This window comes from Nostoc sp. DedSLP03, assembly GCF_034530815.1.
GTDB lineage: Bacteria > Cyanobacteriota > Cyanobacteriia > Cyanobacteriales > Nostocaceae > Nostoc.
In genome coordinates this window covers 14,655-41,228 of sequence record NZ_JAVRCK010000085.1, presented here as the reverse complement: position 1 = coordinate 41,228, position 26,574 = coordinate 14,655, and the positions used below count along the sequence as shown (strand labels likewise).

At 41.3% G+C, this 26,574-nt stretch carries 25 protein-coding genes and 1 pseudogene; 6 read left to right on the top strand and 20 right to left on the bottom strand.

Annotated features, from left to right (window positions below; translation table 11 throughout):
• Positions 1-43: 43 nt before the first annotated feature.
• On the bottom strand, positions 44-2,425 hold the full coding sequence (locus RM368_RS30115) for an NACHT domain-containing NTPase (protein WP_322697449.1): 2,382 nt from the start codon (positions 2,423-2,425) through the stop codon (positions 44-46).
• 162 nt (positions 2,426-2,587) lie between these two features.
• Here RM368_RS30115 and RM368_RS30110 point away from each other — a divergent pair, with 162 nt between their 5' ends.
• Complete coding sequence (locus tag RM368_RS30110) at positions 2,588-2,782, top strand: hypothetical protein (RefSeq protein ID WP_094350888.1); 195 nt, start codon at positions 2,588-2,590, stop codon at positions 2,780-2,782.
• Positions 2,783-3,162: 380 nt separating this feature from the next.
• Positions 3,163-6,189, top strand: coding sequence for an SMC family ATPase (locus RM368_RS30105; protein ID WP_322697448.1), 3,027 nt, complete (start codon positions 3,163-3,165; stop codon positions 6,187-6,189).
• A gap of 129 nt (positions 6,190-6,318) precedes the next feature.
• Here the strand turns inward: RM368_RS30105 and RM368_RS30100 are convergent, their stop codons facing one another.
• The 11 genes from RM368_RS30100 to RM368_RS30050 all read right to left on the bottom strand — a co-directional run bounded on the left by RM368_RS30100 (position 6,319) and on the right by RM368_RS30050 (position 15,612).
• The gene (locus tag RM368_RS30100; protein ID WP_322697447.1) at positions 6,319-7,740 is read right to left on the bottom strand and encodes a peptidoglycan-binding protein; all 1,422 of its coding nucleotides are present in this window, start codon (positions 7,738-7,740) and stop codon (positions 6,319-6,321) included.
• A 233-nt stretch (positions 7,741-7,973) separates the two neighbouring features.
• Entirely contained in the window at positions 7,974-8,483 is a 510-nt protein-coding gene (locus tag RM368_RS30095; protein ID WP_322697446.1) for an SH3 domain-containing protein, read from the bottom strand.
• Between the two features lie 441 nt (positions 8,484-8,924).
• Positions 8,925-10,436: an AAA family ATPase gene (locus RM368_RS30090; protein WP_322697445.1), complete on the bottom strand. Its 1,512-nt coding sequence runs from the start codon at positions 10,434-10,436 to the stop codon at positions 8,925-8,927.
• Positions 10,437-10,713: 277 nt separating this feature from the next.
• Positions 10,714-11,400, bottom strand: a complete 687-nt coding sequence (locus tag RM368_RS30085; protein WP_322697444.1) for a hypothetical protein — start codon at positions 11,398-11,400, stop codon at positions 10,714-10,716.
• Between the two features lie 83 nt (positions 11,401-11,483).
• Positions 11,484-12,011, bottom strand: a complete 528-nt coding sequence (locus RM368_RS30080) for a DUF177 domain-containing protein (protein ID WP_322697443.1) — start codon at positions 12,009-12,011, stop codon at positions 11,484-11,486.
• Between the two features lie 172 nt (positions 12,012-12,183).
• Entirely contained in the window at positions 12,184-12,711 is a 528-nt protein-coding gene (locus tag RM368_RS30075) for a protein jag (protein ID WP_289798073.1), read from the bottom strand.
• Positions 12,708-13,859, bottom strand: coding sequence for a membrane protein insertase YidC (yidC, locus tag RM368_RS30070; RefSeq protein ID WP_322697442.1), 1,152 nt, complete (start codon positions 13,857-13,859; stop codon positions 12,708-12,710). Before yidC ends, RM368_RS30075 begins: the two co-directional genes overlap by 4 nt.
• Positions 13,860-14,030: 171 nt before the next feature.
• Positions 14,031-14,423 carry a PH domain-containing protein gene (locus tag RM368_RS30065; protein WP_322688581.1) on the bottom strand — a complete coding sequence of 131 codons (393 nt, stop codon included), beginning with the start codon at positions 14,421-14,423 and terminating at the stop codon, positions 14,031-14,033.
• On the bottom strand, positions 14,410-14,832 hold the full coding sequence (gene rnpA / locus RM368_RS30060) for a ribonuclease P protein component (RefSeq protein ID WP_322697441.1): 423 nt from the start codon (positions 14,830-14,832) through the stop codon (positions 14,410-14,412). Before rnpA ends, RM368_RS30065 begins: the two co-directional genes overlap by 14 nt.
• Positions 14,833-14,858: 26 nt before the next feature.
• Positions 14,859-14,993 carry a 50S ribosomal protein L34 gene (rpmH, locus tag RM368_RS30055; RefSeq protein ID WP_099102484.1) on the bottom strand — a complete coding sequence of 45 codons (135 nt, stop codon included), beginning with the start codon at positions 14,991-14,993 and terminating at the stop codon, positions 14,859-14,861.
• Positions 14,994-15,099: 106 nt separating this feature from the next.
• Positions 15,100-15,612, bottom strand: coding sequence for a DUF2808 domain-containing protein (locus RM368_RS30050; protein WP_322697440.1), 513 nt, complete (start codon positions 15,610-15,612; stop codon positions 15,100-15,102).
• An 816-nt stretch (positions 15,613-16,428) separates the two neighbouring features.
• On the opposite strand from RM368_RS30050, the gene RM368_RS30045 reads away from it, so the two are divergent.
• The 3 genes from RM368_RS30045 (at position 16,429) to RM368_RS30035 (ending at position 19,414) form a co-directional block, all read left to right on the top strand.
• Positions 16,429-17,604, top strand: coding sequence for a Re/Si-specific NAD(P)(+) transhydrogenase subunit alpha (locus RM368_RS30045; RefSeq protein ID WP_322683004.1), 1,176 nt, complete (start codon positions 16,429-16,431; stop codon positions 17,602-17,604).
• 113 nt (positions 17,605-17,717) lie between these two features.
• The gene (locus RM368_RS30040; RefSeq protein WP_138499926.1) at positions 17,718-18,011 is read left to right on the top strand and encodes an NAD(P) transhydrogenase subunit alpha; all 294 of its coding nucleotides are present in this window, start codon (positions 17,718-17,720) and stop codon (positions 18,009-18,011) included.
• Entirely contained in the window at positions 18,008-19,414 is a 1,407-nt protein-coding gene (locus RM368_RS30035) for an NAD(P)(+) transhydrogenase (Re/Si-specific) subunit beta (RefSeq protein ID WP_322697439.1), read from the top strand. Before RM368_RS30040 ends, RM368_RS30035 begins: the two co-directional genes overlap by 4 nt.
• Before the next feature lie 179 nt (positions 19,415-19,593).
• Here the strand turns inward: RM368_RS30035 and RM368_RS30030 are convergent.
• Positions 19,594-19,695, bottom strand: a pseudogene (locus RM368_RS30030) (IS5/IS1182 family transposase); the annotation flags it as partial.
• A gap of 89 nt (positions 19,696-19,784) precedes the next feature.
• Here RM368_RS30030 and RM368_RS30025 point away from each other — a divergent pair.
• A complete protein-coding gene (locus tag RM368_RS30025) occupies positions 19,785-20,780 on the top strand; it encodes a site-specific DNA-methyltransferase (protein ID WP_322697438.1) in 996 nt (331 codons plus the stop codon).
• Positions 20,781-20,816: 36 nt separating this feature from the next.
• Here RM368_RS30025 and RM368_RS30020 read toward each other — a convergent pair whose 3' ends face one another.
• The 7 genes from RM368_RS30020 to petN all read right to left on the bottom strand — a co-directional run bounded on the left by RM368_RS30020 (position 20,817) and on the right by petN (position 26,480).
• Positions 20,817-21,626: a helix-turn-helix domain-containing protein gene (locus RM368_RS30020; protein ID WP_322697437.1), complete on the bottom strand. Its 810-nt coding sequence runs from the start codon at positions 21,624-21,626 to the stop codon at positions 20,817-20,819.
• Between the two features lie 77 nt (positions 21,627-21,703).
• Complete coding sequence (locus RM368_RS30015; protein ID WP_322697436.1) at positions 21,704-21,826, bottom strand: hypothetical protein; 123 nt, start codon at positions 21,824-21,826, stop codon at positions 21,704-21,706.
• Entirely contained in the window at positions 21,811-22,260 is a 450-nt protein-coding gene (locus RM368_RS30010; protein ID WP_322697435.1) for a nucleic acid-binding protein, read from the bottom strand. Before RM368_RS30010 ends, RM368_RS30015 begins: the two co-directional genes overlap by 16 nt.
• Positions 22,261-22,266: 6 nt before the next feature.
• Positions 22,267-22,593 carry a hypothetical protein gene (locus RM368_RS30005; protein ID WP_322697434.1) on the bottom strand — a complete coding sequence of 109 codons (327 nt, stop codon included), beginning with the start codon at positions 22,591-22,593 and terminating at the stop codon, positions 22,267-22,269.
• Positions 22,594-22,901: 308 nt separating this feature from the next.
• The gene (locus tag RM368_RS30000) at positions 22,902-26,069 is read right to left on the bottom strand and encodes a GAF domain-containing protein (RefSeq protein ID WP_322697433.1); all 3,168 of its coding nucleotides are present in this window, start codon (positions 26,067-26,069) and stop codon (positions 22,902-22,904) included.
• A gap of 152 nt (positions 26,070-26,221) precedes the next feature.
• Positions 26,222-26,383, bottom strand: coding sequence for a hypothetical protein (locus RM368_RS29995; protein WP_094350864.1), 162 nt, complete (start codon positions 26,381-26,383; stop codon positions 26,222-26,224).
• A 7-nt stretch (positions 26,384-26,390) separates the two neighbouring features.
• Entirely contained in the window at positions 26,391-26,480 is a 90-nt protein-coding gene (gene petN / locus RM368_RS29990) for a cytochrome b6-f complex subunit PetN (RefSeq protein WP_017322509.1), read from the bottom strand.
• Positions 26,481-26,574: the final 94 nt, after the last annotated feature.

Below are 26,574 nucleotides of genomic sequence, written 5' to 3'. Positions count from 1 at the left end.
CTTATAACTTTATTTTAGAAGCTCTTTTCTATGCAGCTTCATATTAAATTGGTATGACATAACAATCACTATTTAGGCAATCTACCAGTAATTTATTGGCATCATAATACTGCTGAAGCAATTCTTTTTGCTCGTTACTGAACTGCCAATCATGACCGATATTACGATATTTAATCATTACTTCTCTTAATTCTTCATACCAAGCCTTCCCATTAGCTAACCACCATTGCTGGGATCTTTGCCAATCTTTTTTGTTTGGTAGTTGTTCTTGAAATTTTCTCAATGATTGCGTTAGTTTTGGGTCTAGAGTACGCTTAAGAACGTTTTCAATGTCGAGATCAGGTATTAAACCATCTTGGTATTGGTGGGTACGAAAGATGGCAAAATCAAGAGCGCGTAAGAGGGTCTTGACCAGGGTATGATCAAGGGCAAAGTCAGGGTTAAATTTAAGGGCAAAGTCAGGGTTAAATTTAATGTCAAAGGTAGGATCTAATGCGCGAACAAGGCTAATACCAACAGGATTGTTCATATTCAAGTCGATATAGCTGCGGGTGTAATCAAAGTACCAAGCTCTTACAGTAGATGGTTTACAAGGACAATCCACTGAAATCGATTTCTCTTTTAGCCACACCAAAAACTTCTGCAACTTTTTATCAGTAACAACTAGCCCATCAATATGCTTTTTCATCAATAACAATAGATGATCTGCACTTGGTGACATTCCAAGTGCTAAAAACAAAACTTCTCGCCAACGTTTATCATTAAGATGGATAACTAGATTTTGCAACCTCTCTTCTAACGAGTGTGTCCCAAAAACAATTTCTCTAGCAGCAAAATACTCATGAAATGTCAGATGGGAAAACGAGTAAATGCCTTTAGCTCGTTCTACTAGTAAACCATGTTGGGCTTCAATTGACTTCAACAATCTTTCACTATCCAGTTGCAATGCTTCATCGTCAGTATTAGCATTGGGTAAATTACGGATGTAATCTATAATGTATTGTTCTGCTGTTTTTTGCTTGAAGAAATAGTCACCTCGCTCAAAGGTGATCAGAGCCATTTTACTGAGTAAATCTTCTTTGCGTTGGACTGATAGCTTTTTGTAAATCTGGTCACGTTGAATTCCCCGCTTTGCATCCCATTTTTTCAATAACGCATCCAGCCCTTCTTTATATAACTCAGAACGATTTGCAGGAAAATCTCCTGACTCTTCAAATGCTAAACAAAGTAACGTCAGCAGCAACGGACTTGCAGCAAGTTGTTTGATGCGGTTATTTTCTTCGAGACGTTTGATAAAAGTCTCTGGTTTTACAGCTTTATCCTTAAACCAGTTATTGGCAAAGTTGGAAATTTGGTCATTGTCAAAATCAGCAACTTCTACCTCTATGAACTTCTCAAAAGTATATTCATTTGCTGCAATACGGCAAGTGGTTACAAAATAGTTTGTATAAAACTTTTGAGGAAATTTTTTACATAGCCATTTTAGTAATCCGCCAGCAAACAGATACTTATCTGAATCTTTTTTGAACTCTTGAGAGTATTTTAGAGAGTCTTTTTTAAATTCTTCAGATAGATAAAAATTGTCAGAAGCTTCTCGAATCTGATGTATAACTTCGCTGCTGTCCTCTTCTCTTATTTCATCTAGTCCATCAAGCAAAAGCAAGACTCTACCATGCTTGAATAAATCAGCTACTTGAGTAGTCATTATTTTGCAACTAGAGAAAAGCTGACTGATATATTCTAGTAATCCTGGTTTATTTGCAGCTTCAGCAAAATCTTTGAGTGTGATAAAAATTGGCACACGATTACCCTGAAACTCTCCCTCAATACACTGAATTGCTAAATACTTCAAAAATGTGGTTTTACCTGCCCCTGGTTTTCCTAAAATCATCAGCTTAAAATATTTCTCAACCGCTTCCAGTCCTGGTACTCGTTTTGTAGCGATTGTGTTTAGTCCAAAGCGGTCAAAATCCTCGTTTGTACACTCTTGTAATAATTCATTAATTCCTAACCGCTGCTGTCCAGTGATTTTTTCCAGAATATTGACGCTGGTGTAGATGTCATTTAAGCCAATGGGTTGAGTCATATCCAGCACTCGCATTGTGCCGCAACGTTCTTGAATGAGGGGTTTTATCTTTTCGCGTACTGCTTGCACGATCGCATCAATATCAATGCTGTTATCCTGATTTACCTCTGGTTCACTCGCTGGTTCAGCAACTATTTCTTCCCACTCTAGGTCTAGCCTGTCGCAAATCTGGACAAAGAGATTGCGGTCAACAGGTCTACCTGTAAAGAACTTCCCGATCGGCTGGCGAGTTACTTCTAACTCTTGAGCTAATGCTTTTTGAGTTAAAGAATAACGAATTAAAGCTTTTTTTGCTTTTTGGATACCTTCTGGAGAACAGGAAAGCGATCGCCCAAACATAAGCTAACCATCACACTTTTGCTGATTCTAACTACCAATTTGGCAATTCATCCTGATCGCATACACAAGTCACTCATATCTCAAACCTGTATTTAAGCCTAGAACAAACACTCACCTGTCAAAGTATAGATGTAGTGATTCAAACAATTTAGGAGGGAGTCAATGTTATCCAAGAAATTTCCTTCAAGAGATGAAGTGCTGGCTGTTGTAACGCTGATTATGGTGATTGGTTCTCTCACTCTGGCAGTTATCGATGAGAAGAGTCGCCCTCCATTTCTAGATTTAACCAAATTTGCTGTCGGTACATACATTGGATTGTTGATACCTCGGTCAAGGTCAAGCGATCGCGATGTCTAAGACGGGCTACGCCTACGTAATTAGCCAATGACAAATTCTCTCTTGGCGACTATTACAATCCTAAATAATTCCTCAGAGACAAAATCCCTGACAACTTTTAAGAAGTCAGGGATTTATAACTTTCAATTCTCACAAATCAAATAGAAACGTTTTCTTCTCAGTCAACTGAAAAAAATAACGAAAAGCCTCCAGGAAAGTTTCATTTTTCTCCGAAGACAGCAAAACTTTTTCATGCGATAAGAAAAATTAACTCAGATAATTGTAAATTTTTGTAAAATTGATGTCTTCAAGACTAGAAACCTGATATCTAGATAGCTAAACTAACAAACAGTGCATCTGTACTGTTAATTATTAAAAGTAGATGTGGCGCTATAGCCTGAATGATCCCAGTACAACTTATCCTCAAAAATTTCCTTAGTTACCGTAATGCAACTTTAGATTTTGGCGGTTTGCATACGGCTTGTATTTCGGGTTCCAATGGTGCGGGTAAATCTTCTCTTTTAGAAGCAATCACTTGGGCAATTTGGGGTGAAAGCCGCGCCACTGCCGAAGATGATGTCATCTATTCTGGTGCGAAAGAAGTTCGGGTTGATTTTACTTTCAAAAGTAACCAGCAAAAATATCGGGTGATTCGTACCCGAATTCGGGGAGGTACTAGTGTCCTCGAATTTCAAATAGAAATACCATCGGGGTTTCGCTCACTCACTTGCAAAGGGGTAAGAGCAACCCAAGATTTGATTCTAGAACACATCAAGCTCGATTACGATACATTTATTAATTCTGCTTACTTACGTCAAGGTCGCGCAGATGAATTTATGCTCAAGCGTCCCACAGAACGCAAAGAAATTTTAGCGGAGTTATTGAAACTCAATCAGTATGATGATTTGGAAGAACGGGCAAAGGAATCTTCTCGTCAGTTCAAAGCCCAGGCAGTAGAGTTAGAGCGTTCTTTGGAGTCGATTAAAATTCAGCTGCAACAACGCCAGATTACCCAAGCGCAAAGGGTGGAGTTAGAAGCCGAACTCAACCAACTGCAACAGGTGCAAGCTTTTGATAATATTCAATTACAAAGTTTGCAAGTTGTCCAGCACCAGCGCCAAAATTGGGAACAACAACTTAGCTTTATAAAGCAGCAATACCAAAATCTTACCCAAGATTGCGATCGCCTCCAACAAGAACAATCAGCTATTGGCTCTCAGCTAGCAGATTTAGAAAAAATATTACACCAAGAAGCTGAAATTAAAGCTGGATACGCCCAATATCAAAGTCTCCAATCTCAAGAAGAAGCTTTTGCTGTCAAATTTGAAGAACATACCCGCGCCCAACAAAATCGCCAACAAAAGCAACAACAGCTTACCAAAGAAATTCACGAAATCGAACGGCAACTGCAACAAGCCCAAGCGCAGCTAGAAGCTTTGCAGCAACAAGAGCGAGATATTCAACAAACTTTAACTAAATCGGGTGAAGTAGAAGCCGCTTTATCACAACTAGCCGCAGCTCGTCACCATGTTACTCGTTTAGATGAATTGCAAATGCAAGTGACTCCCTTGTTGCAACAACGAGCAACTTTACAAAGCCAACTCGATCGCACTCATGCTGGTTTAGTAGCGCGACTCGAACAACTGCAAAGTACTGAAAACCAATTACAACGCCAGCACAGTCGTCAACCGCAACTGCAACAAGCGGTGATGGATGTGGCAATTCAGATTGAGGAACTGGAGAAAAAGCGGGTTTATCTGCAACGAGTCCAAGAAAAGGGGCAAGAAAGGCGGCACTTTATCGAACGTCTGCAAGCTCATCAACGGGATTATGAAAAACTGTTGGGAGAATTAGAGCAGAAATTGCAAATGCTGCAAAACCCGGAAGCACTTTGTCCATTATGCGAGCGTCCACTGGATGAACATCACTGGAGTCGAGTAGTTGAAAAAACCCAAAGTGAGTTAGAGGATACTCAAGGACAGTTTTGGGTAGTGCGGGAACAATTGGCTGTGTCTGACAAAGAAATTCAGACACTCCGGCAGGAATATCGCGATATATCCCAACAGTTGACGGGCTATGATGGTTTACGCGAACAGCGGGGACAGTTAGCAGCACAGTTAGAAGCGACAACTGATGTCCAACAACAGTTACAACAAATTGCTGCTGAAAAACAACATTTAGAGCGATCGCTCCAAGCTGGTGATTACGCTCCTGATAAACAAGCTGAACTCCGCCAGCTAGACCAATATCTGCAACAAGTTAATTATAATGAACAAGACCACGCCCTAGCTCGGAGTGAAGTTGAACGGTGGCGATGGGCAGAAATTAAACAAGGGCAAATTAAAGATGCAACTAAGCGACAAGCGCAACTATTAGCCCGAAAACCAGAATTACAATCCCAAATTGCCCAATTACAAGTTAAAATCCAGCAAGATCGGATTGATTCTGAATGTGCTAAACAAATCGCGGCTCTTGAGCGTCACATTACTGAAATTGGCTACAGTTCCGAACAGCACAACAATCTGCGTCTGGCTGCAAAGAAAGCTCAATCTTGGCATTTGCGGTATCAACACCTGCTATCAGCCCAGCAGCAGTATCCGCAACTCCAGACGAGATTGCAAGAGTTAGAGGAGTCTAGAAACGCCAGAGTAACGGAGCGCCAAAAACTCGGTAGCCAAATCGAAAGTATTATCCAGCAACTACAAGCAACAGCTAATCCATCTGCCCAAATTCAAGCTTTAGAGCAGCAGCTAGCAATCCGCAGACGGCAACTCGACGAGCAAATAGCCAAGTTGGGGCGTTTAGAACAGTTGGCGCATCAACTGGAAATGCTGCAAATTCAATATGAAGAACAGCAGCAGCAATTACAATCTTGCAAGCAGGAATATCGTGTTTATCAGGAATTAGCGCAAGCTTTTGGTAAAAATGGTATCCAAGCACTGATGATTGAGAATGTGTTGCCGCAACTGGAAGCCGAGACAAATCAACTACTTTCGCGATTGAGTGGCAATCAGTTTCATGTACAATTTATTACTCAAAAAGCTGGACGCAGTGCTAAATCTACCAAAAAAAATGCCAAGCTAATAGACACCTTAGATATTTTAATCGCCGATTCTAGAGGAACGCGAGCTTATGAAACTTACTCAGGTGGAGAAGCCTTTAGAATTAACTTTGCCATCCGTTTGGCTTTGGCAAAACTATTAGCGCAACGGGCGGGGGCGGCGTTGCAACTGTTGATTGTGGATGAAGGTTTTGGTACACAAGATGCCGAAGGATGCGATCGCTTGATTGCTGCGATTAATGCGATCGCTTCCGATTTTGCCTGCATCCTCACTGTCACCCACATGCCCCACCTCAAAGAAGCCTTCCAAGCTAGGATTGAAGTGAATAAAACTCAAGAAGGTTCGCAGTTGAGTTTGTCAATTTAACAGGAAGAATTCAGGAGTCAGGAGCCAGAATTCAGAATGAATTCTTTGTGACTGGCGGATAAATGGGCTGAATTCCCTCCTAATTGATTCAGAATTCTGAATTCTGAATTCTGAATTCTGTATTCTTCTTCAATTGTATTTTACCCGCGCATCCAGACCTAACGAGCGGAGCTTTTTCGTTAGCGTTTCTGCTTGGGCGCGATCGCTAAATGCTCCAGCATTCACATAATCTCCTAAATTGGATTGCTCCGCGACAGCATTGGGTATATATTGTTGCACTTTACTCAGAGTATCATTACTGGAAATGGGAATTATTACTCTGTAAGGATTATTAGCAACTAATGTGTTGCCATTAGTAACAGGTACTACATAATCATTGGCAGGAGGTAATACATAGCGATTAGTGTCAGCTAATACATAATCATTATTTTGAGTATAACTGCCCCCAGTTGAACCATTTAACCCCAATGCTTCCCAAGTTTGCCAATCTACATTTCCACTCGAATTAATTCGAGAATATTGCTGGAATGCAATCACAGATTGTCTAGTGTAATCGTTGAAAACTCCATTAGGATTAGTATTAGAGAAACCCAACTGTGCCAAACGCTCTTGAACTAATCTGACATTTTCTCCGCGATCGCCTACAGTGAGATAATTTCTACCTGGTTGTTGAATACCACCTGTAGAGACTCTACGCACTGAGTCCAAAACTTGGGCATTAGCAATGCCATCAACAGGTAATCCATTATTTCGTTGGAATGCAATTACAGCTTCTCTAGTCATTGGGCCAACATTCCCAGTGGCATCAGCATTTAAATAACCTAGCTGCCGCAAACGCACTTGGAGTTCTCTGACTTGTTGAGTGGAAAGACTCGATCTTCCTGGAGTCGGAGAGGAACCCATTAGTGCGTTCCAAGTTTGTCGATTCACAATCCCGTTAGCAGTTATGCGATAATTTCGCTGGAATGCAATTACAGCATCTTTAGTAATTCGTCCAAAATTCCCAGTAGGATTAGTATTAAAGTAGCCTAACTGCCGTAGACGCTGTTGTAATCTTGTCACGGCTGCACCAGTTTTGCCTTGAGAAAGAGTAGGATATTGACCAACTGGCGAACGTGATGCGCCACCGATATTTCTATTAGAACTTCTACTTTGACACGCTCGTTGCAAGGCTCGTTGAGTACTAACACCTACAACACCATCAGCCGAGATTCTATTGGCTTGCTGGAATTTGATTACAGCATTTTGAGTCAAGCTAGCAAACTTACCTGTGACTGGGCCGTTAAAATAGCCTAACTTTTTTAAACATCTCTGGCTACTGCTAACTTCAGGCCCATTACTTCCTATTTTCTGAAGTGCTAAAACTTCTCCAGCAATACTCAGAAGCCCCGTAATTAGAGCCACAGACAAAAGACGCATTGCAGCATCAGTGGATAACTTTTTCCAATTTAAAAATTTAAAATTAACTACGATAGGAACAACCTTGATGCTTTCGGATGCCTCGTAGACTGAGGCAAGCTTGGTTAAATGGCTAGCTACCCCTGTTTTCACTTGCTTTTTTTAAGTTAATAAATATAAAAAAGTATACCATTGACTATATGTAAGAATTACTTTTCGTATGATTCTTTACAAGTAAGTGTGCTGAGGATGAGGAAGCAGGGGAGGCAGGGGGAGAAATCAATTCAAAATTCAAAATTCAAAATTCAAACATTTTAGAACTTCTGCCTCCTGCCTCCTGCCTTCTGCCTTCTGCCTACTCTTTCCCAATGCCCCATGCCCCATACCTATTGTTCATCAACTTTTTCAGTATTACCTGCTTTCACCCAACCTTCTTGTTCGCTATCTTCCAAACGGATCTTTTGCCAAGCTTTATCCTCGCTTTCTGACAAAATAATAATTTTTTGATTAAAAGCAACTCCACCAATCTTTTCAGCTTCTTGATTTGGTTGCGATCGCAAACTCAAGCCTTCAGCCCAACTAACACGTCCTCGGTAAGCTCCCGATGGTAATGGTTTGGATGATGGGGTAGCCTTTGGTGATTCTGTAGGAGTAGAGGTTGGGCTTGCAGACGATTGAGTAGATGTTCCAGGTGTAAGAGCGGGCTTACTTCCTCCAGGCTCAGTTTTTTTAGGAGCTTGGGCTTTCACCGAAGGACTATCATTGGAAAAAATGGGTTTGGCAGGGGCTATGCCAGTACGATTCATAAAATAGAGTGCAATTGCAGCACCGCCACCTATTAGCACAGCGATCGCTAAGAAAAACCCCAGTATAAACTTTGTTAAGCCAGACAACATAATTAAAACCTGATTATCAAGAGTCAAGGGTGTAGGTGAGCCAGTTATCTACGTATTTTCCCCCATTGAGGAGAGTGGTGTTTAACTGGCTCTCAAGGGTTACGAGTAGAGAGGCAAATCTGACTTTTCACGGGATCTGGAAAACCCCTCTCCAAACCTCTCCCCTAGAAGGAGAGAGGCTTTGATTTCTCCCCCTTCCCTACAAGGGAAGGGGGGCTGGGGGGTTAGGTTTTCCATTGGCTTTTCCACATAACGTGAAAACTCAGAGGCAAATAACCCATCAGTATAAAAATCAATAGTCCATAATAATTGATCATTATTGACTTTTGACTAACTCATTATTGTAGCGATGCTGAATAGACATCTGGTGAAATTAAATATGCGTTATCCAAAACCTTTGTAGAGACGCAAGAGTGCTTACGTCTCTACATTTTTTTGGGTTCACGTAGTGCGCCGGAGGCGTTCGCTCAAAGGATTGTGTTTAGATGCTAAACGCGCTCTCCCAGCAGCAGCCCATTCTTGGAGTTGCTGAATTTGCTCTACGGCAGTTCGTGCTAAGGGTATGATCTGACTAGCTGCTTCTAAAATGTCATCGGTAGCAAAGTCGCGATTTTGGCTAAATCCAATATGCATCGCTTCAATTAAAGTTTGCTCAATCTCGGCCCCAGAAAAATCGGGGGTTTCATAAGCTAGCCTGTCGATGTCATAACTTTTCAAGTTATGGGGGCGCAGTCGGGATAAATGAACATCATAAATTGCTTTTCTCTCTTCTTGGGTGGGCAAACCCACAAAGAAAATTTCATCAAATCGCCCCTTGCGCAGCATTTCCGGCGGTAATGCTTGGATGTCGTTGGCGGTGGCGACGACAAACACGGGTGAGCTTTTTTCGGCTAGCCAATTAATAAAAGTGCCAAACACACGGCTGGCTGTTCCGGCATCACCTTTGCTACCAAGCCCAGCAAAGGCTTTATCTATTTCATCAATCCATAAAATACAGGGAGCGAGGGCTTCAGCTACTTGGATCATTTGGCGAGTCCGAGATTCTGATTCACCCACCAAACCACCAAATAACCTGCCCACATCCAAACGTAGCAGGGGTAAATGCCAATGATGAGCGATCGCTTTTGCCGTTAACGATTTACCAGTTCCCTGAATACCCACCAACATTAAACCACGGGGGTGCGGTAATCCGTACTGTCGCGCTCGATCTGTAAATGAACCTCCCCGCCGAATCAACCAATCTTTCAAGTTATCCAGTCCGCCAATATCAGAAATTTGCTCAGTGGCGGGGTAGAAGTCCAGGATTTGGGTTTGGCGGATAGTTTGGCGCTTTTCTTCCAAAACCAGCTCCATGTCTTCTGGTCGCAATTCTCCGTGGGTTGCGATCGCTTTTGCCAAAACCCGGCGAATCCGTTCCATCGAAAGTCCTTGACAAGAGCGCACCAAATCATCTAAAACTTTGCCAGAAAGGGAGTTACCAGTACTTTGTAGTAAGCGATCTACCTCAGTTTTAATTTCTGGGGCGGCGGGTAAGGGAAACTCGACGACTGTCAGCACTTCCGTTAAATCGTCAGGGATGGCGATGCGTGGTGACAGTAGGACAATATTTTTTGGTTGCGATTTGAGAAGTCTGGACAGATTGCGGAGTTTGCGAGCGATCGCCACATCTTCTAAAAAGCGATGATAATCTCGTAAAATCAATACCGCAGGTGCGGAAGCTGGTAATTTTTCGATAAATTCTAAAGCTTGCAACGGGTTACGCCGCCCAAACCCAATATCATTGGGGTTTCCCTGATAGCCATCGACAAAATCCCAAGTATACACCGGGCGATTACCCTGGTTGCTTGCTTCTTCCCGGATAGCTGCTTCTACCCGTTCTTCCTCATAGGTGGGAATATAAATCAAAGGATAGCGGGCGCGTAGCAGCAGTTTAAACTCTTCACGGAAGTTCATATATAGTTGTGGTTATTAGTTCTTCTCTCATTGTTCAGGTTTGTATCGCCTCTAACAACTAAAAAACCAACATATAACAGTATATAAAATCTTTCATCATTATCTGCTGGAGACAGAATAAGATTAAGATACCTATGGATACTTCAGCTATTGTATCTGGGGCCAACCTCTACACTTCCGTTGGGCAATATATTTTATTAATGCCTATAAGTAATTGCTGTTAAGGATTTCATCTGCCTTTTCGTCGCAACTTCCTTGCGAGGTCGCCGCTATCAAATTAGAACAATATGCTTTCAAAATATTTCTCGATAGGCTTTGGTAAATCTTGATTTTCTAATTCGCTAATGTCTTGAAAAAAATTAAACATAGGTGGATTTATCAAACCTACAATAGTAGCTCCCTCTTTGCCTTCTTCACTTAGTACATAAAATCTTGCATCACTATCTGATTGAGACAGAATAAGATTAAGCATCAACAGAATTCTTGCGGTAACAACCCGCCATTTTAAATAAGTTTGAGTATATGACGTTCTAAATTCGTAAGGGCAAATTAAAAAATCGCCTACATTGGTAATTAGATGCGAATTGCCTTCAGAATCCTCATATTCATCTACATCCTTGATGATAACGCCACATCTGCTTAAACTATTACATAAGTAAATATCTTCAAATATCATTGGTGGATATTCATACAAATCTTCTTTATCTAGAGGAAAGCAACGGTGTGGTGGTAAGGGTCTGTATAAATACAAAAAGTTATCGTCTTCGTCCGTTTTATTATCCATCAGTTCCTCTGCTTCTGGAAATGATGTTATATCTAATGTATTCAATCTTTTATATTTTCCATCTCTTAACCAAATTGAATTGTTATTTAACTGTAATGCTTGAATTATGGGAACTAAAGCTGAATTTTCATAAGAATAAAAACCCAGTCTTTCCAAATTATTTAATATTTCTTTCATCATTTTTACTAATAAAACAATAAGCCTGTGTAGACAGGCTTAGTTCATATAAGTGCAGACTTCAGTCTGACAAAATTATCAAATTACTATCCTGGAAGTTGCTTTTTCAAAGCTTGTAGAGAAGCCCAACGGTTATCAACTGGAGTTTCACGACTATCAGAAGTATCAGGACTATCAACAGTACTACTTACAGGAATACCTGGACAATTGCGATCGCATAACTGGCGCTGCGGTATTGCCAAACACATCTGCTCATACAGCCATTCGTTGGGATAAAAATAACCATCGGGCGGTAAGCTTTCTAGCAAATCTTCCATAACCACTTCCCTTTCTAAGGGCAAGTCATTTGCCTGATTTGCAGTTTCATCTAACCAGATGATTTCCTTTGTATCAACCCCTAAACGGCGATTGTATTGCTGCAAGCAACGGTTGCAGGTACAAGTAATAATTGTTTCTGCCTGACCTGACACTTCCAGGTAATTGCCATGATGTTGCACGCGCACATGGCCGCGAACTGGTGTTAACGTTTCTAGACCAGGCAGAAATTCCTTAACTTGAACTTCCTCTGTTCGCTCCGATGCTCTAGTTAGCTGCGGAATATAAATTGCGTCCATAGGATTTGTGAGACATCCTCACTAAAATTTATCTAGATTATCAGCAATTATACTGATACTGAATCTTTATTTTATCCCTTAACAAAAAGAGAAATTTTGAAATTATATATGGTTATGAGTTTTCAATTAACTCCAAACTCCTGTACAGACGCGATTAATCGCGTCTCTACTGCTAACTCCTAACTCCTTCCAACGAAGCGGGACAGACAACCAGATGGCGATGTGGCTCTTTACCGCGACTGAAGGTTTCTAAATCTCCAAATTCCTTTAAGAAGGTATGAACTTGACGCCGTTCAGCAGAACTAAGAGATTTGATTTCCACTTCTCTACCAGAAAAGCGTACTTCATCGGCTGCTGCTTCTGCTAATGCCCGAATTTCGGCTTCTCTTTTAACCCGGTAGCCATTTAACTCAATGGTGTAAGAGGCTTGTTCTTCCGGGGGTTGGCTAAGGTTTAGAACCGAATTTGCGAGATACTGAATCGCATCTAACACAGAACCATCAGCACCAATTAACACCTGGATTTGTTCTGATGTCAAATTAGTTTGGTCAATAGTCAACCAGTAGTTATCTGGTTCTGGAGAATCGCCGTCTTGAGATTGGGCAGTTTCTAAATGACCCTGAATCTCAGCAGGTATTCCAGTGAGTTCCAGCAGGGTTTTTAACCACTGCTGACCCCGCTGCATCGGAATGTCGCTCATGATCCCCCTGTTGCCTTTTTCTTAGGACTTTTTGGTTCAAATGGTAATGCTTTTTGTTCTGTGACTGCTGCTTCTTTCTCTTGGGTTTCTACAATTTTTTGTAGTTCCTCCGGTAGAGGTTCCCGGGAGAGAAGATAAGTTTGGGCGGTTTGGAAAATATTACCAATCACCATATACATCAGTACCCCAGCTGGTAGGGGGAAGAACAAGAACATCCCAGAAAAGATGACGGGGGTGATTTTGTTAACTGTATCCTGCTGCGGATTGCCACCGCTGGAATTTTGCCCGGAAAGCATTTGGCTAACATAAAGGCTGATTCCAAAAAAGACGATCATGGCGACGATATCCCAGTGGATTGTGCCATCTGGATCTTGTGCGCCAACCCTACCTAAAGCGTCAATAAATAGAAAGCCTTTTTCTGCTGCTAATCCAGGAATTGTTCCTTGAATAGTAACTTCTCCTGGTTGCAAGGCTTCTACATTGCCTTGGGCATCAATTTTTATTCTATCTTCACCTTTGGTAACTTTCCAATCAGGAACCAGCTTATTTTCTGGGTGTTCTGCTAAGAGTACCTGAAATGGTTTACCTGCAACAGTCTGATACTGTATCTTGGTTTGTTCTCCTACTGCTAGTTTGTTTCCGCTAGGAATAATGGCAGCTACTTTAACGTGTTCCCCATCTGCAATGTAAATATTTTGAGGAGCAGTAGCAAAGGCTTGCGGTTGAATTTGTTCGATTTGTTCTGCGGGAAGAATTTGCAGGTTAACGCTGTAGTTCGCACTTGCAAAAGGCGAACCCCGCAAGGTAGCAAACAGCGCTAACAAAACTGGCATTTGCACTAGTAATGGAAAACAGCCTGCCAAAGGATTGCCAAATTCTTTTTGGACATTAACCATTTCCTCCTGCTGCTTTTGCGGATCGTCCTTATAGCGCTCTTTGATTTCTGCCATCCGCTTCTGCATCAGAGGTTGTACAATTCGCATTTTCCGCATGTTGCGAATTGAGCCAGCACTCAGGGGATAGAGCGCGAAGCGGACTATCAAGGTCAAAGCAACGATCGCTAATCCGTAGCTAGGCACTATACCATAGAAGAAATCTATGATTGGCAGCATCACGTTGTTCGAGAGAAAGCCGATACCAAAATCCATTATTCTGAATTCAACCTGAGGTACTGTAAACTGAATCTAATTTATCTAAATCATGAATTGTAGGCGACTATCTTTCGCTACGGATAGCCGCACATTTAAATGGGGACTGGGGACTGGGGACTGGGGATTGGGCTTTGATACTTCCATCTCCCTAATCTCCCCCTACTCTCATCACTTGTTGGCAGGAGCGCTAAATTCGGGATTTTTCGCAGCAATTCTTTCGTTTATGTAGTCATAGACTTCCCGAAACTTGGGAATTGCACGCAATTCCAGACGACTACCGTTTTTTAGGGTGATTGCCATATCTCCCCAGAAGCCAATGCCACGGGGGACTTTGACGATTTTGACAATTTCTGAGTAAATTACGTCAGTGCGATCGCGTCCCTGCCAACCTCCGGTAACAGTAATTCGGCGATCGGTGATGCGGAAACGCAGCCACAATGCCCTGACAATTGCCCCGACTGCTAATGGTAGCCCGACAATTGTTAGCCCAATCAGCAGGTTGACAATTAAATCCCCAACATGGGGGCCACCTTCATAATAAACATCTTCACGAATTCCCATCGAACACCTCAGCTTGTGCCAACAACTGCTCTAATTCTTGCAGAAATTGTGGGCTTACGCACTTAGATTCTGCTGCTGTGGGTTTGACAATGAATACTAGCCGCCATCCTGGTGATAATTTTGGCAGCAGATTATATAAAGCAGCAGTAATTTGCCGTTTGATTCGGTTGCGAACCACTGCCCTTTTGCTGACTTTTGTGCTAATTGAAATACCAATCCGCGTGCTAGCAAGGAGCTTTAAGTCAGCTGCTTGTGTAATCTGGGTGGCAGTGTCCAAAGAAGGTTTCGTTGAACATAAAGGCTTTAAGGCTCTCAATATTAAATAAGAGCCATGACGCCGAATTCCTTCTCGAAAAACTGCCTGGAAATCCTTGCGGGATTTTAGCCGATTTGTTTTGGGCAAAGCCACAGATGCTCTTTATCGCTCGATCTGTCCTAAACACTCAGACGGTGACGGCCCTTTTTTCTTCTGGCGCTAATTACGTTTCTGCCGTCTGGTGTCCGCATCCTGGCGCGAAAACCAGAGGTTCTTTTTCTCTTACGGCTAGTACCGCCCAGTGTTCTTTTCATACTCTTCTCCTCTTAAGTGATTTTTATAAAAACTCACAATCTCTAATCATATCACTTTGTTAGGGAATTGTGAATCGTCGATTGGTTATATCTCTACTCCTTATTCTTAAGTGATGCTCAAAATCCATGTTCCCATATAGCGCAGTAGTGGTACATCGCCAGGGGAAAGCACTTGACAGTTAAAATAGTAAACTCCGCCGAAGGATGGGTTTTTCACGTTAGATAACACTACCTCGACTGGGCTACCTGCTGGTACTGGATCTTGAGGAAAAATATTAATCAGCTTACCTTCTTTGTCCCATTTCACCTCAGAAAGCGGAACTGCTTTGCCTTTGACTCGGACTTCAATTTTTTTCTGGTCAAAAGTTCCTTTGTAATAATCAGGGTAGGTAATGGCAAATTGACCAACTGCCAATTTCATTCTTTTGGCTGGAATCTTTAGTATGTATCGATCCCAACCATTAGCTTGTCCGCCAAAATCTAATCGGAAGGGTAGCTGATTTTCTTGTTTGACGCCGCTAAACAGCGTAAATCCAGGTAAGCTTTGCGCCAAAGTCAAGGCTGGTAATCCAGTAACCAAAAAGCTAGTCACGGCTAAAGCAGAAAGTAAACGTCGCATAATCGGGCTTCCTCTACAAAAATATAAATCTGCGATCTAAAAATAACTGTGTGTTAGTATTCTTTACTAAACTTTACTACTGGCTTCTCGACAATGGACGTTTAATTTCCAAAAAAAGTGCCATCCTGTCTGATGTTTAGGCAACAGTAAAGTTACTTAGTATTAAAACAAACGTATATTAAATTTACTTCATTACCCTTATGTAGCCATGATTTGATGGCTAAATTGGGTCAAATTGGAACTAGATATAAACACAGTTGGGGGTTGGATTATGTTTCTAAATATGTATAAGTGTATCTAAATTTGAGAATTTTGTTATAAAAATTGAGGTGTGCCATCAGCGATCGCCAGTTAAGTTGGGCTAAATTGATTAAAATAAGTTGGATTGGAATCGAAGTTGTAATCATTAAAATTTGATTGGGAAATTATCAAGCTTTCAAAATTCGGTCAATATTACTCTATAAGAAAGGAATACCAAAATTTCTCAATCCCGAAAACAACCTAAAGATAAAGATGCAAAATTTGGGAATCAATTTAGGATGTGCAATACATAACCCTGTTTGCAAATATCTGAAAATATGACATCTGCGAGCGGCAAAGCAAAAAGTCCGATTGGAGGGAACCTCCGCTCAGAACTTTACAAAAAAATGAGGCTTTGTCTAGAGAGCAAAGAGTGGGAGAGGAAAGATTCAAGGTTCAATCTACAAGTAAAATTCATGGCTGATGTTCCTGCCTAAGTACTATGAGTGCGGGACACCCATCATCTGGACAATCGCTTACTTGGCAGAGATTAGGTATTTATCTTCAGGAGATTTCATGAGAATAGCAGTTGCTAAAGAAATTGAAGTTTGTGAACGTCGTGTGGCATTAATTCCTGACACCGTTGCCCGATTGGTAAAACAAGGTTTGGAAGTGTGGGTAGAAGCGGGTGCAGGAGAACGCTCATTTTTTGGCGATCCAGACTATGAAGCAGCAGGAGCCACAATAATCAGCGATACTGCCAAATTATGGGGTGAAACAGATATTCTGCTGAAAGTAAGTCCACCGCAAGAACGAGAAGATGGACGCTCAGAAGTTGATTTGTTAAAGGAAGGGGCTGTTTTAGTCAGTTTCCTCAATCCTTTGGGAAATCCTGTTGTGGCGCAGCAACTAGCAAATCGGAAAGTCACAGCTTTGAGTATGGAGATGATCCCCCGTACCACCAGGGCGCAAAGTATGGATGCTTTGTCCTCGCAAGCTTCATTAGCAGGTTACAAAGCAGTATTAATTGCCGCCGCAGCCTTACCGAAATACTTTCCGATGTTAACCACAGCCGCAGGCACGATCGCTCCAGCGAAAGTATTTATTATGGGCGCTGGTGTAGCCGGATTGCAAGCGATCGCCACCGCTAGACGTTTGGGAGCAGTGGTAGAAGCCTTCGATATTCGTCCCGCCGTTAAAGAAGAAGTGCAAAGCTTAGGGGCAAAATTCGTTGAAGTCAAATTAGACGAAGAAACCGTCGCTGCTGGCGGTTACGCCAAGGAAATTTCTGAGGCTAGCAAACAACGTACCCAAGAAGTTGTCGCCGAACACATTAAGAATTCTGATGTAGTGATTACTACTGCTCAAGTACCTGGGAGACAAGCACCACGGCTAGTTACAGAAGAAATGGTGGCACAAATGAAACCAGGTTCGGTAATCGTGGATTTGGCTGCTGAACAAGGTGGTAACTGCGCCTGTACCGAACCCGGCAAAGATATTGTGTGGAACGGCGTAACAATTATCGGCCCCATCAATCTCCCATCATCAATGCCAATTCACGCCAGCCAATTGTATGCCAAGAACGTAACATCGTTGATTCAACTGCTAATTAACAAAGAGAAAGCTTTGCAGGTGGACTTTGGCGACGACATCGTTGATGCAGCTTGCGTTACCCATGCAGGTGAAATTCGCAATCAACGAGTGCGGGATGCATTACAAGCATCGAATACTCAGCAACCGGCGGTTAATTAGGGAGATGAGGGAGCAGGGGAGGCAGGGGAGGTAGGGGAAGAAGAATTAACAACCAATGCCCAATGCCCAATGCCCAATTCCCCATTCCCATTTATACAAGGAGTTTTGATTTCATGACAGAGGCATTACTTGCTGCTTTGTTTGTATTTGTATTGGCATCTTTTATCGGCTTTGAAGTTATCAACAAAATACCACCGACTTTACACACGCCCCTAATGTCAGGCTCAAACGCGATTTCTGGCATTTCGGTACTTGGGGCAATAGTAGCTTCAGGTGCTAGAGAAACAACTGTGTCAGTGATTCTCGGTTTAATTGCCGTAGTACTAGCTACAGTCAACGTTGTAGGTGGCTTTCTAGTCACAGATAGAATGCTGCAAATGTTCAAGAAGAAGGAGATTAAGGCGTGAGCGACTTTTTACCAACTGGCATTCAGCTGACATATTTAGTCGCTGCATCCTTATTCATTTTTGGTTTGAAAAAGCTGGGTTCACCAGCTACAGCGCGAAACGGTAATGTGATTGCATCTGTGGGGATGTTGCTGGCAATTGTGGCGACAATGCTGGATCGCCATGTGTTGAACTACGAGATGATATTGTTGGGCTTGGCGATTGGATCGGGAATTGGTGCGATCGTTGCCTACAAAGTCCAAATGACGGAAATGCCCCAAATGGTGGGTTTACTCAACGGTTTAGGTGGTGCGGCTTCTGCATTAGTCGCCGTTGCCGAATTCTGGCGATTATTGGATTCTGGCGCACCCGTACCCCTAGATGTGAACATTTCCATGCTATTGGACGTGTTAATCGGTGGCGTTACCTTCACAGGTAGTTTCTTAGCCTTTGCCAAATTGCAAGGTTTAATTAGCGGTTCCCCGATTACATTTCCTTTCCAGCAACCATTTAACCTCTTACTTCTGGGTGCTTATTTGGTAGGCAGTGCCTATTTAATCATCACACCAGATAGCTTACCCATATTCTTGGGAGTGGTAGCTGTTTCCTTAGTGTTGGGTGTGATGTTCGTCATCCCCATTGGTGGCGGCGATATGCCAGTGGTAATCTCGCTGTTGAACTCCTTGTCAGGTGTAGCGGCGGCGGCGGCTGGTTTCGTGGTGATGAACAATATGTTAATCATCGCTGGGGCTTTGGTAGGAGCATCCGGCTTAATCCTCACCGAAATTATGTGTAAGGCGATGAACCGCTCTCTCTTCAGTGTGTTGTTCAGCGCTTTTGGTACAGGATCTACTTCTGGTGGTGGTGCTGCTGGTGGTGGTGCAACCGATCAAACTGTCCGCAGTATCGATCCCGAAGAAGGGGCGATGATGTTGGGTTATGCCCGTTCTGTGGTAATTGTGCCTGGTTATGGTATGGCAGTTGCCCAAGCGCAACATAGCGTCCGGGAATTATCCGATCAGTTAGAAAAAATGGGTGTTGATGTCAAGTATGCCATTCACCCTGTTGCTGGGAGAATGCCGGGACACATGAATGTGTTGCTAGCAGAGGCAAATGTGGCTTATACCCAGTTGTACGACATGGATGATATTAATCCCCAGTTTGAACAAGCGGATGTGGCTTTGGTAATTGGGGCAAATGATGTGGTAAATCCGGCAGCGCGGAGTGATGCAAGTAGCCCAATTTATGGTATGCCGATTTTGGAAGTAGATCGGGCGAAGCAGACGATTGTGATTAAGCGCGGGATGAGTACGGGTTTTGCCGGTGTAGATAATGAGTTGTTCTACAAGGATAAAACTACGATGCTTTTTGGTAGCGCTAAGGATATGGTGGCGAAGTTGGTTTCGGAAGTGAAGCAACTTTAACCAACCGCAGAGGCGCAGAGAGCGCGGAGTAAAGGATTTAGAGAGTTAGCTTGTCTTGGGGGTGTGATATTCTCAGGGCAAGTTTTTTTAATTCAACAAAAAAGTAGTACACTTTTTTAATAGACCTCTTGCAAAAAAGTTTTGTGGTAGAGTAATGTGTTAAACACATTTTCTAAAACTTAACTTGCATTAAGAAGCTCATAGTTATAAATTCCAGCAATTAAGTGACAGCGCAACACAAAACGTTGTCTGCGATTACGGTAGCGTTGACTTAAAATCCGAATAGTCTCCGTATTTTTTCACGTTTAAATTTAGATTGCCATATTATAATTACAAATAGTTAATAAAAATATATATTAGTTAGCTAAGAATGGTATCTATTGTATTTGGAACACCTTTGTACACTACAGAGTATGGCTATGCATATCTTGGAGATTCACTTGAATTACTAGACAAAGTTGAATCAAATTCTGTTAATCTAGTGATTACTTCTCCTCCCTTTGCACTACAACGTGAAAAAATTTACGGTAATGTTGATCAAGAAGCTTATGTAGATTGGCTTTTTGCTTTCTGTAAAAAAGTTTATCGTGTACTAAAGTCTGATGGAAGTTTTGTAATTGATCTTGGGGGAGCATATCAAACTAAGCGTCCTGTGCGATCACTTCATAATTATCGTATTTTAATTAGACTATGTGATGAACTAAATTTTCGTTTAGCTGAGGAGTTCTTTTGGTATAATCCATCTAAACTCCCTTCACCTATTGAATGGGTGAATAAACGCAAAATTAGGGCGAAAGATTCAGTCAACACTATCTGGTGGTTATCAAAAACTGATAATCCTAAAGCTGACGTGAGTAAAGTTCTTGTTCCTTATTCTGAAAGAATGAAAAAGCTGCAAGCCAATCCTGAAAAATATTACAAACCTAAAACACGTCCTTCAGGACATGATATTGGCTCTACTTTTGCTAATGATAATGGAGGAGCAATTCCTTCCAATTTATTGCAAATTGCTAATACCGAAAGTAATTCTAGGTATATGCAACTTTGTAAAGCAGCGGAAATTTCTCCACATCCAGCACGTTTTCCGCAAAAATTACCTACATTTTTTATTAACTTTCTTACAGAACCAGCAGATATAGTACTTGATATATTTGCTGGCTCTAATACTACTGGTGCAGCGGCGGAAGTATCGCAGAGACATTGGATATCTTTTGAGCAAAACAAGTCTTACTTAGCTGCTTCTGCTTTTAGATTTATGGATGTAAATTTAAGTTTGCATCAATCTTTAGAAATATTTAAAAATCTGATGAATATGGAAGAAAATATCAGAATTGCAAGTTATGGTCAACTTAAGTTAGAAATATAGAATTCTGAATTTAATCTCAATAAGTATGTAATTTTGCTAATGTGTGTTTATTTGTTTAGTGTAAACAATTTCACCTTTTTTAACCAATTTCATTGGGATCTTGGGATTATTTATAGATTCCTGTGTTTGTAGCTTAATCTCCCATTGTTGAAATTTTTCTTCGAGAATAGAAGAAGGGACTTTATAAATTTCGATCAATTCTATACCTTCATACACTGCTATATACCATGCTTTGACGGATCGATACTTACAAAGAATATCTTTATTGAGATGATGGTGTGTAGTTACACCAGCATTTTTATTAAGTGCGCGATTTATTGTTTTTAATTCATATTCATTATCATCTGCATCAATAGCATCGTTTCCTTCTCTACCTGGAGATATACGTAAACCTAATAAAATGAGTACCTGTAGAACTTTTCCACCATTGTCTTGCAAAATATCATTAATGCCATATTCATCTGCTAGTTTTTGCATTTCTCGAATACCATTAAATGCCAATTGTAACCGCTCAATATCAGAACTACGCTTATTTTTTGTGGTAATAGGCTCTTCGACAGGCTTAACTAGAGTAGGAGAAACTGGAGCAACGAGCAGAGTATTTATAGTATCAGTATTATCATTTGTCTGCTCAATATTCATTAGATAAGAAACTGAAATATTGAGTGCATTAGCAGTCTCTAAAATTACTTCAAATGATGGAGAGCGTTCACCTCGCTCCAATAAGCTAACGTGTTCTATAGTTTTCCCTATCAATTCAGCTAAACGTTCTTGTGTAATAGCTTTCTCCTCTCGAAGATGACGCACTCTACTACCAAAGCGTCGTCGAACTGCTTCGTAATCCATTAAGTACTCCACTCTAAAAAACGAACACTTAGTTCGTCTTGCGATCTTATGAGGGAATACACCATAAGTAAACGTACTCACAGTACGTATTGAATGAAAAGCGCTCTCTTCTTCTTTTGAGCCTTTGCGTGAGATAAAAAGAGCGATCGCCAAATCTCCACGGTGCGATCGCACACTTCACATTCTAAATTTCTTGCCATTCTCTAGCATCAATAAAAATAGATAGATGTTTTTTATTGCTTGTGGCAATAATAACCTCATGCCCATAATTAGCAACTAAAATAGATTGAGATGCCAAAATCACATCACCATCTAAAGCTTTATTATCTGCTGTAGATTTTCCTTGATTTCTTACTTGGGCCCATAACTGTGCTGCTTTCAACATCACTTCTGTTGTAATAGGAAGATAGATAATTTCTGACTTTAGTTGATTAAGTTTTCTAATTCCTGATAATTTATTTGCTCTTAATAATTCCCGTCTAATTTCATAATCTATAATTTCTGGTAAAATTACTTCATATCCTCTCTCAAATAGAGTATAAAACCATTCTTGACATTGCACAGCTAGAGGCGTTGCTTTTGGATTAGTAATTAATCCCACAGGTGCAGAATCTAAGATGATAACCTTACTCATCCTATTTTAAATAGAAATACCTTTCATAGATTCAATAATTTCTAAAGTTTGTTGTTGTTCTTCTTGTTCATCTAACTCATTCCATGACTCAAATATTTTTTTGATGTTTGTTTTCCTTTCTTGTTGTTTGACGGCATCACTCTGATTAATTTCATTAAGAGCATCTTCCCAGTTATTTAATGATGTCTGTTTCATCCTCACACTTTGACGAAATAGACGTACAATTTGTAGTAATTCTGGTACATATTCTTCTGGAGTTTGTTGAATTTCTAATAATAGTTCAGCGCGGGGTGTAGTTGATGATTGTGCTGTGAGCGGTTGATTATTGTTCATAAATACCTTGCAAGTAGATAATTTAAAAACACGAGTAGATATTAATCAGTTTTAGCACTGGTAGTTATATTATATTTTAGCGTGAATAGCTATTTTAGTTTACTGAGAACGTCCCGACACTTACATGGTAGTGAACCGATCAAAAATCGGAATTGAGTGTGGCTATTGCGTGAGATAAAAAAGCGTAGGCAAAGCCCGCCGAAGGCATCGCCCTCTGCTTGCTGTGTGTTCTCTACGCCTGGAATAGTTCGTTAAAAAAGGCGTAGCCTCTCGTAGAGAAGGCACCGCCTGATTTCTTTTTTAACTAACTATCGTTTGATCGGGATTTCTATCCAGAACTCACAGCCTTTGCCAGGTTCAGAAACACATTTGATAGTACCGCAGTGTTTTTCTACAATAATTTGGTAACTAATAGATAACCCTAAGCCAGTACCTTGTCCAGGTTGTTTGGTGGTAAAGAAAGGTTCAAAAATACGCGATCGCACAATTTCTGGAATGCCACAACCATTGTCAGCAATCCAAATCAGAACAGTATGCTCTTCTATAACTTCTGTACGTATCCAAATTTGAGGATTGTCAATTCTTTTTCCACTAATTGCTGAGTTTTCCAGTGCATCAATCGCGTTGTTGAGAATATTCATAAACACCTGATTCATCTGGGCTGCATAGCAGACTACCGGGGGTAATTCACCATATTGTTTAACTACCTCAATCGCAAAAGAATTAGTTTCTGGTTGCAGTCGATGTTGTAAAATTAGCAAAGTACTATCGATACCTTCATGAAGGTCAACGGGCTTCATTCCTGCTTCGTCAAGTCGAGAAAAACTTCGTAACGACAAGACTAATTGAGAAATCCGCTCTGCACCCATCTTCATTGAAGCCAGAATTTTGGGCAAGTCATCATTAATGAAATCTAAATCTAGTGCTGCTACTTGCTTTTGAATTTCTCCTGTTGCTTTAGAATACTGTTTCTGATAAAGGCGCAGCAATTTAAATAAATTTTCGGTATGTTCAGTAACATAAGTGATATTTCCATAAATGAAACTAATCGGGTTATTAATTTCATGTGCTACACCAGCAACTAACTGCCCTAAACCTGCCATTTTTTCACTTTGAATTAACTGACTCTGAGTGTCCTGTAATTCTTTCAGAGTCTGGGTCAACTCTTCTTTTTGACATTGAGTTTGTTCTAGTAATTCCGCTTGCTGAAGTCCTACGCCTAACTGAGTACCAATTTGCATCAACAAATCTACTTCATCTTCTTGCCAATCACGGGGTTTGATATTTTGATAAGCTGCTAGCAATCCCCAAAGTTTCTCACCCTGAAAAATCGGCACAATCATATATGCCCTAGCCTCCATGAGTTCAATCAGGGCAATATAAGGAATAGAAGAATCATCGGTGCTGTAAACATCCTTAATAACAAGAGTTTTACCATTAGCAAAATCCCCGCCTTGGGTTTCTTGCAAGTAATTACTTGCATAGGCGTAGCCCGCACTTCGACTTGGCTCAGTGACCGTCGTAGACATTGCAGGTACAATTTCCTTTACTGATGTCCAACCTTCGGCTAAAGACTCAGCAACAAATTTCCCACTCCAATCAGTCCCGAATCGATAGATTGTCACTCGGTCAACTTCCAATAACCGTCGGACTTCTTCTGTACTGGTCGCAAAAATGGTGTCAATATCAAGAGAGTGGCGGATTTTCTCCACTGTTGCAGCTAAGGCCTTCTGTCTTTCGGCTGCTTTCCGTTCTCGTTCGGCGGCTTGAGCCAGTTTTTGGGCTTGCACCTGCATCTGTGTCAAGGATTCAGCTTGCTGTAATGCTACCCCCAATTGAACGCCAACTTGGGCTAGCAAGTTGATTTCTTCATCTTGCCAATAACGGGGCTGGGAGTTTTGATAAGCTACTAGCAATCCCCACAGCTTTTCACCCTGAGAAATTGGTACAAAAACTTCATTACGTGCATATTTACCCGCTTGTTTTCCTTGCACAAGAACGCCTTCTGTCACAGGCTGCGGCTTAACCATTGGTGTCCAGCCATCAACGATGGAATCAGCCACAAATTCTCCACTCCAATCAGGATAGAAGCGATAAATTGCGACTCGTTCCACTTCTAATAACCGACGAACTTCTTGAGTAGTGGTTTTAAATATGGCTTCAATTTCAAGAGACTGACGAATTTTTTCTACTGTGTGCGCTAACGCTCTTTGCCTTTCAGCAGCTTTGCTGATATCTGCTGCTTGAATCTGCATTTGTTGGATAAATTCCGCTTGCTGCAAAGCCACACCTAGTTGGGTGCCAACTTGGGTAAGCAAGTAAACCTCATCTTTTTGCCAATCACGGGTTTCAGCATTTTGGTATGCTGCTAGCAAGCCCCAGAGCTTTTGACCGTGGTAAATAGCAACGATCGCATAAGCTTTTGCTTGATATATCTCTAAAATTTTAATGTAGCAGTCACTAAAGCCTGAATTGTAAATATCATTACAAATTCGGTACACTTCACACTGAGTGAAGTTCCCACCCTCTGTATCTTGTAAATAGGTATCAGCGACTGGAGGTTTAGCTAAATCTTTGGCACTACATACGCTGACATTCTCTTTCAATTCCGGGCGTTGCGACTGTTGATCTATGAGGGAAACCCAACCCTCTGCCACTGATTCAAACACAAATTCACCACTCCAATCGGGATTGAACCGATAGATAGCTACGCGATCGACATTTAGCAGCTGCCTAAGTTCTGCGGTGGTTGTATGGAAAATGCTTTCCAAGTCTAAGGACTGGCGAATTTTTTCAATGGTGATCGCTATAGTTTTCTGCCATTGGGCCGCTTTTTCTCTGGCTTTTGCTTGTGCTAGCTCTGCTGATTGTAGTTTGACTTGTTCGAGGAAATCTGCTTGCTGTAAAGCAACTCCTAAATGTTCGGCAATTAATTGCACAAACTCAATTTCTGATGCTTCCCATTGTCGAGGATTACTACACTGATGAATACACAACAATCCCCATAAATCTTTACCTTTGATCAAGGGGGCAATTATACTAGCACGTACTTGGAATTTTTCCAGAATCTGGATGTAGCAATCACTAGCATTTACTTGATAAATATCAGTTATTGCTCTAATTCGACCTTGCTGATAAAGTTCTGCGAACTCCTCACTAAAGCAGTGGTCGCGCAGTTTGGCTGCTAATGCCGAATTCCATTCGGCTGCCACATCTTCATAAATAAATTCTCCTTCCCATGCCAAATCAGGATAAAAACGAAACACGCCAACCCGATCGCTTTTCAGAAGTTGGCGGACTTCAGTGACTGTAATTTTGAAGATAGTTTCTATGTCTAGAGACTCCCGAATACGGGCAATAACTCCAGATAAGGCTTTTTGTTGCTCATTCTGATGCAAGGAACATGTTACATCTAAATGAGATTCTTGCCGTTTTGAATTTGGTTGTATGGATTGAGTAGTAGAGGAGTTTTCCATTCCCAGTGGGACTTTAAATATTGAAAGTCTTCTATTTAATGATTCCCGTTGCGATCGCAAAGTTAACAATTATTCCCTGGGAATGTCATAAAAACAATGTAGGGACGCGATACAATCGCGTCCCTACAAAAAGATTTTCAATTACCAGAAAACTATCGCCGCTTAGGAGTGGCGCTGCGGGTGGTGCGTTTTTCTTCATCTCGACGACGGCGATCGCGCCAATCCGCCAGGGTTAAATAACCAATACCACCAGTGACTACTACGAGCAGCACTACAGCAAATAAAGCCAAAATACTCAAGAATGGACTTTCCACAATGCCTCTATAGTCCGTTACGTCCCCACACTACCATTGCAATTGACCAAGTAAACACAACTAACAACGCTACCCAACCTAGTGTCAAAATCTCCATAGTCCCACTTTTCAAATAATTACAAAAGGTTTCTAATACTTATCATACAGGGATTGGGCAGGCTGAGATTTTTTTATCAATCAGATTGTAACTT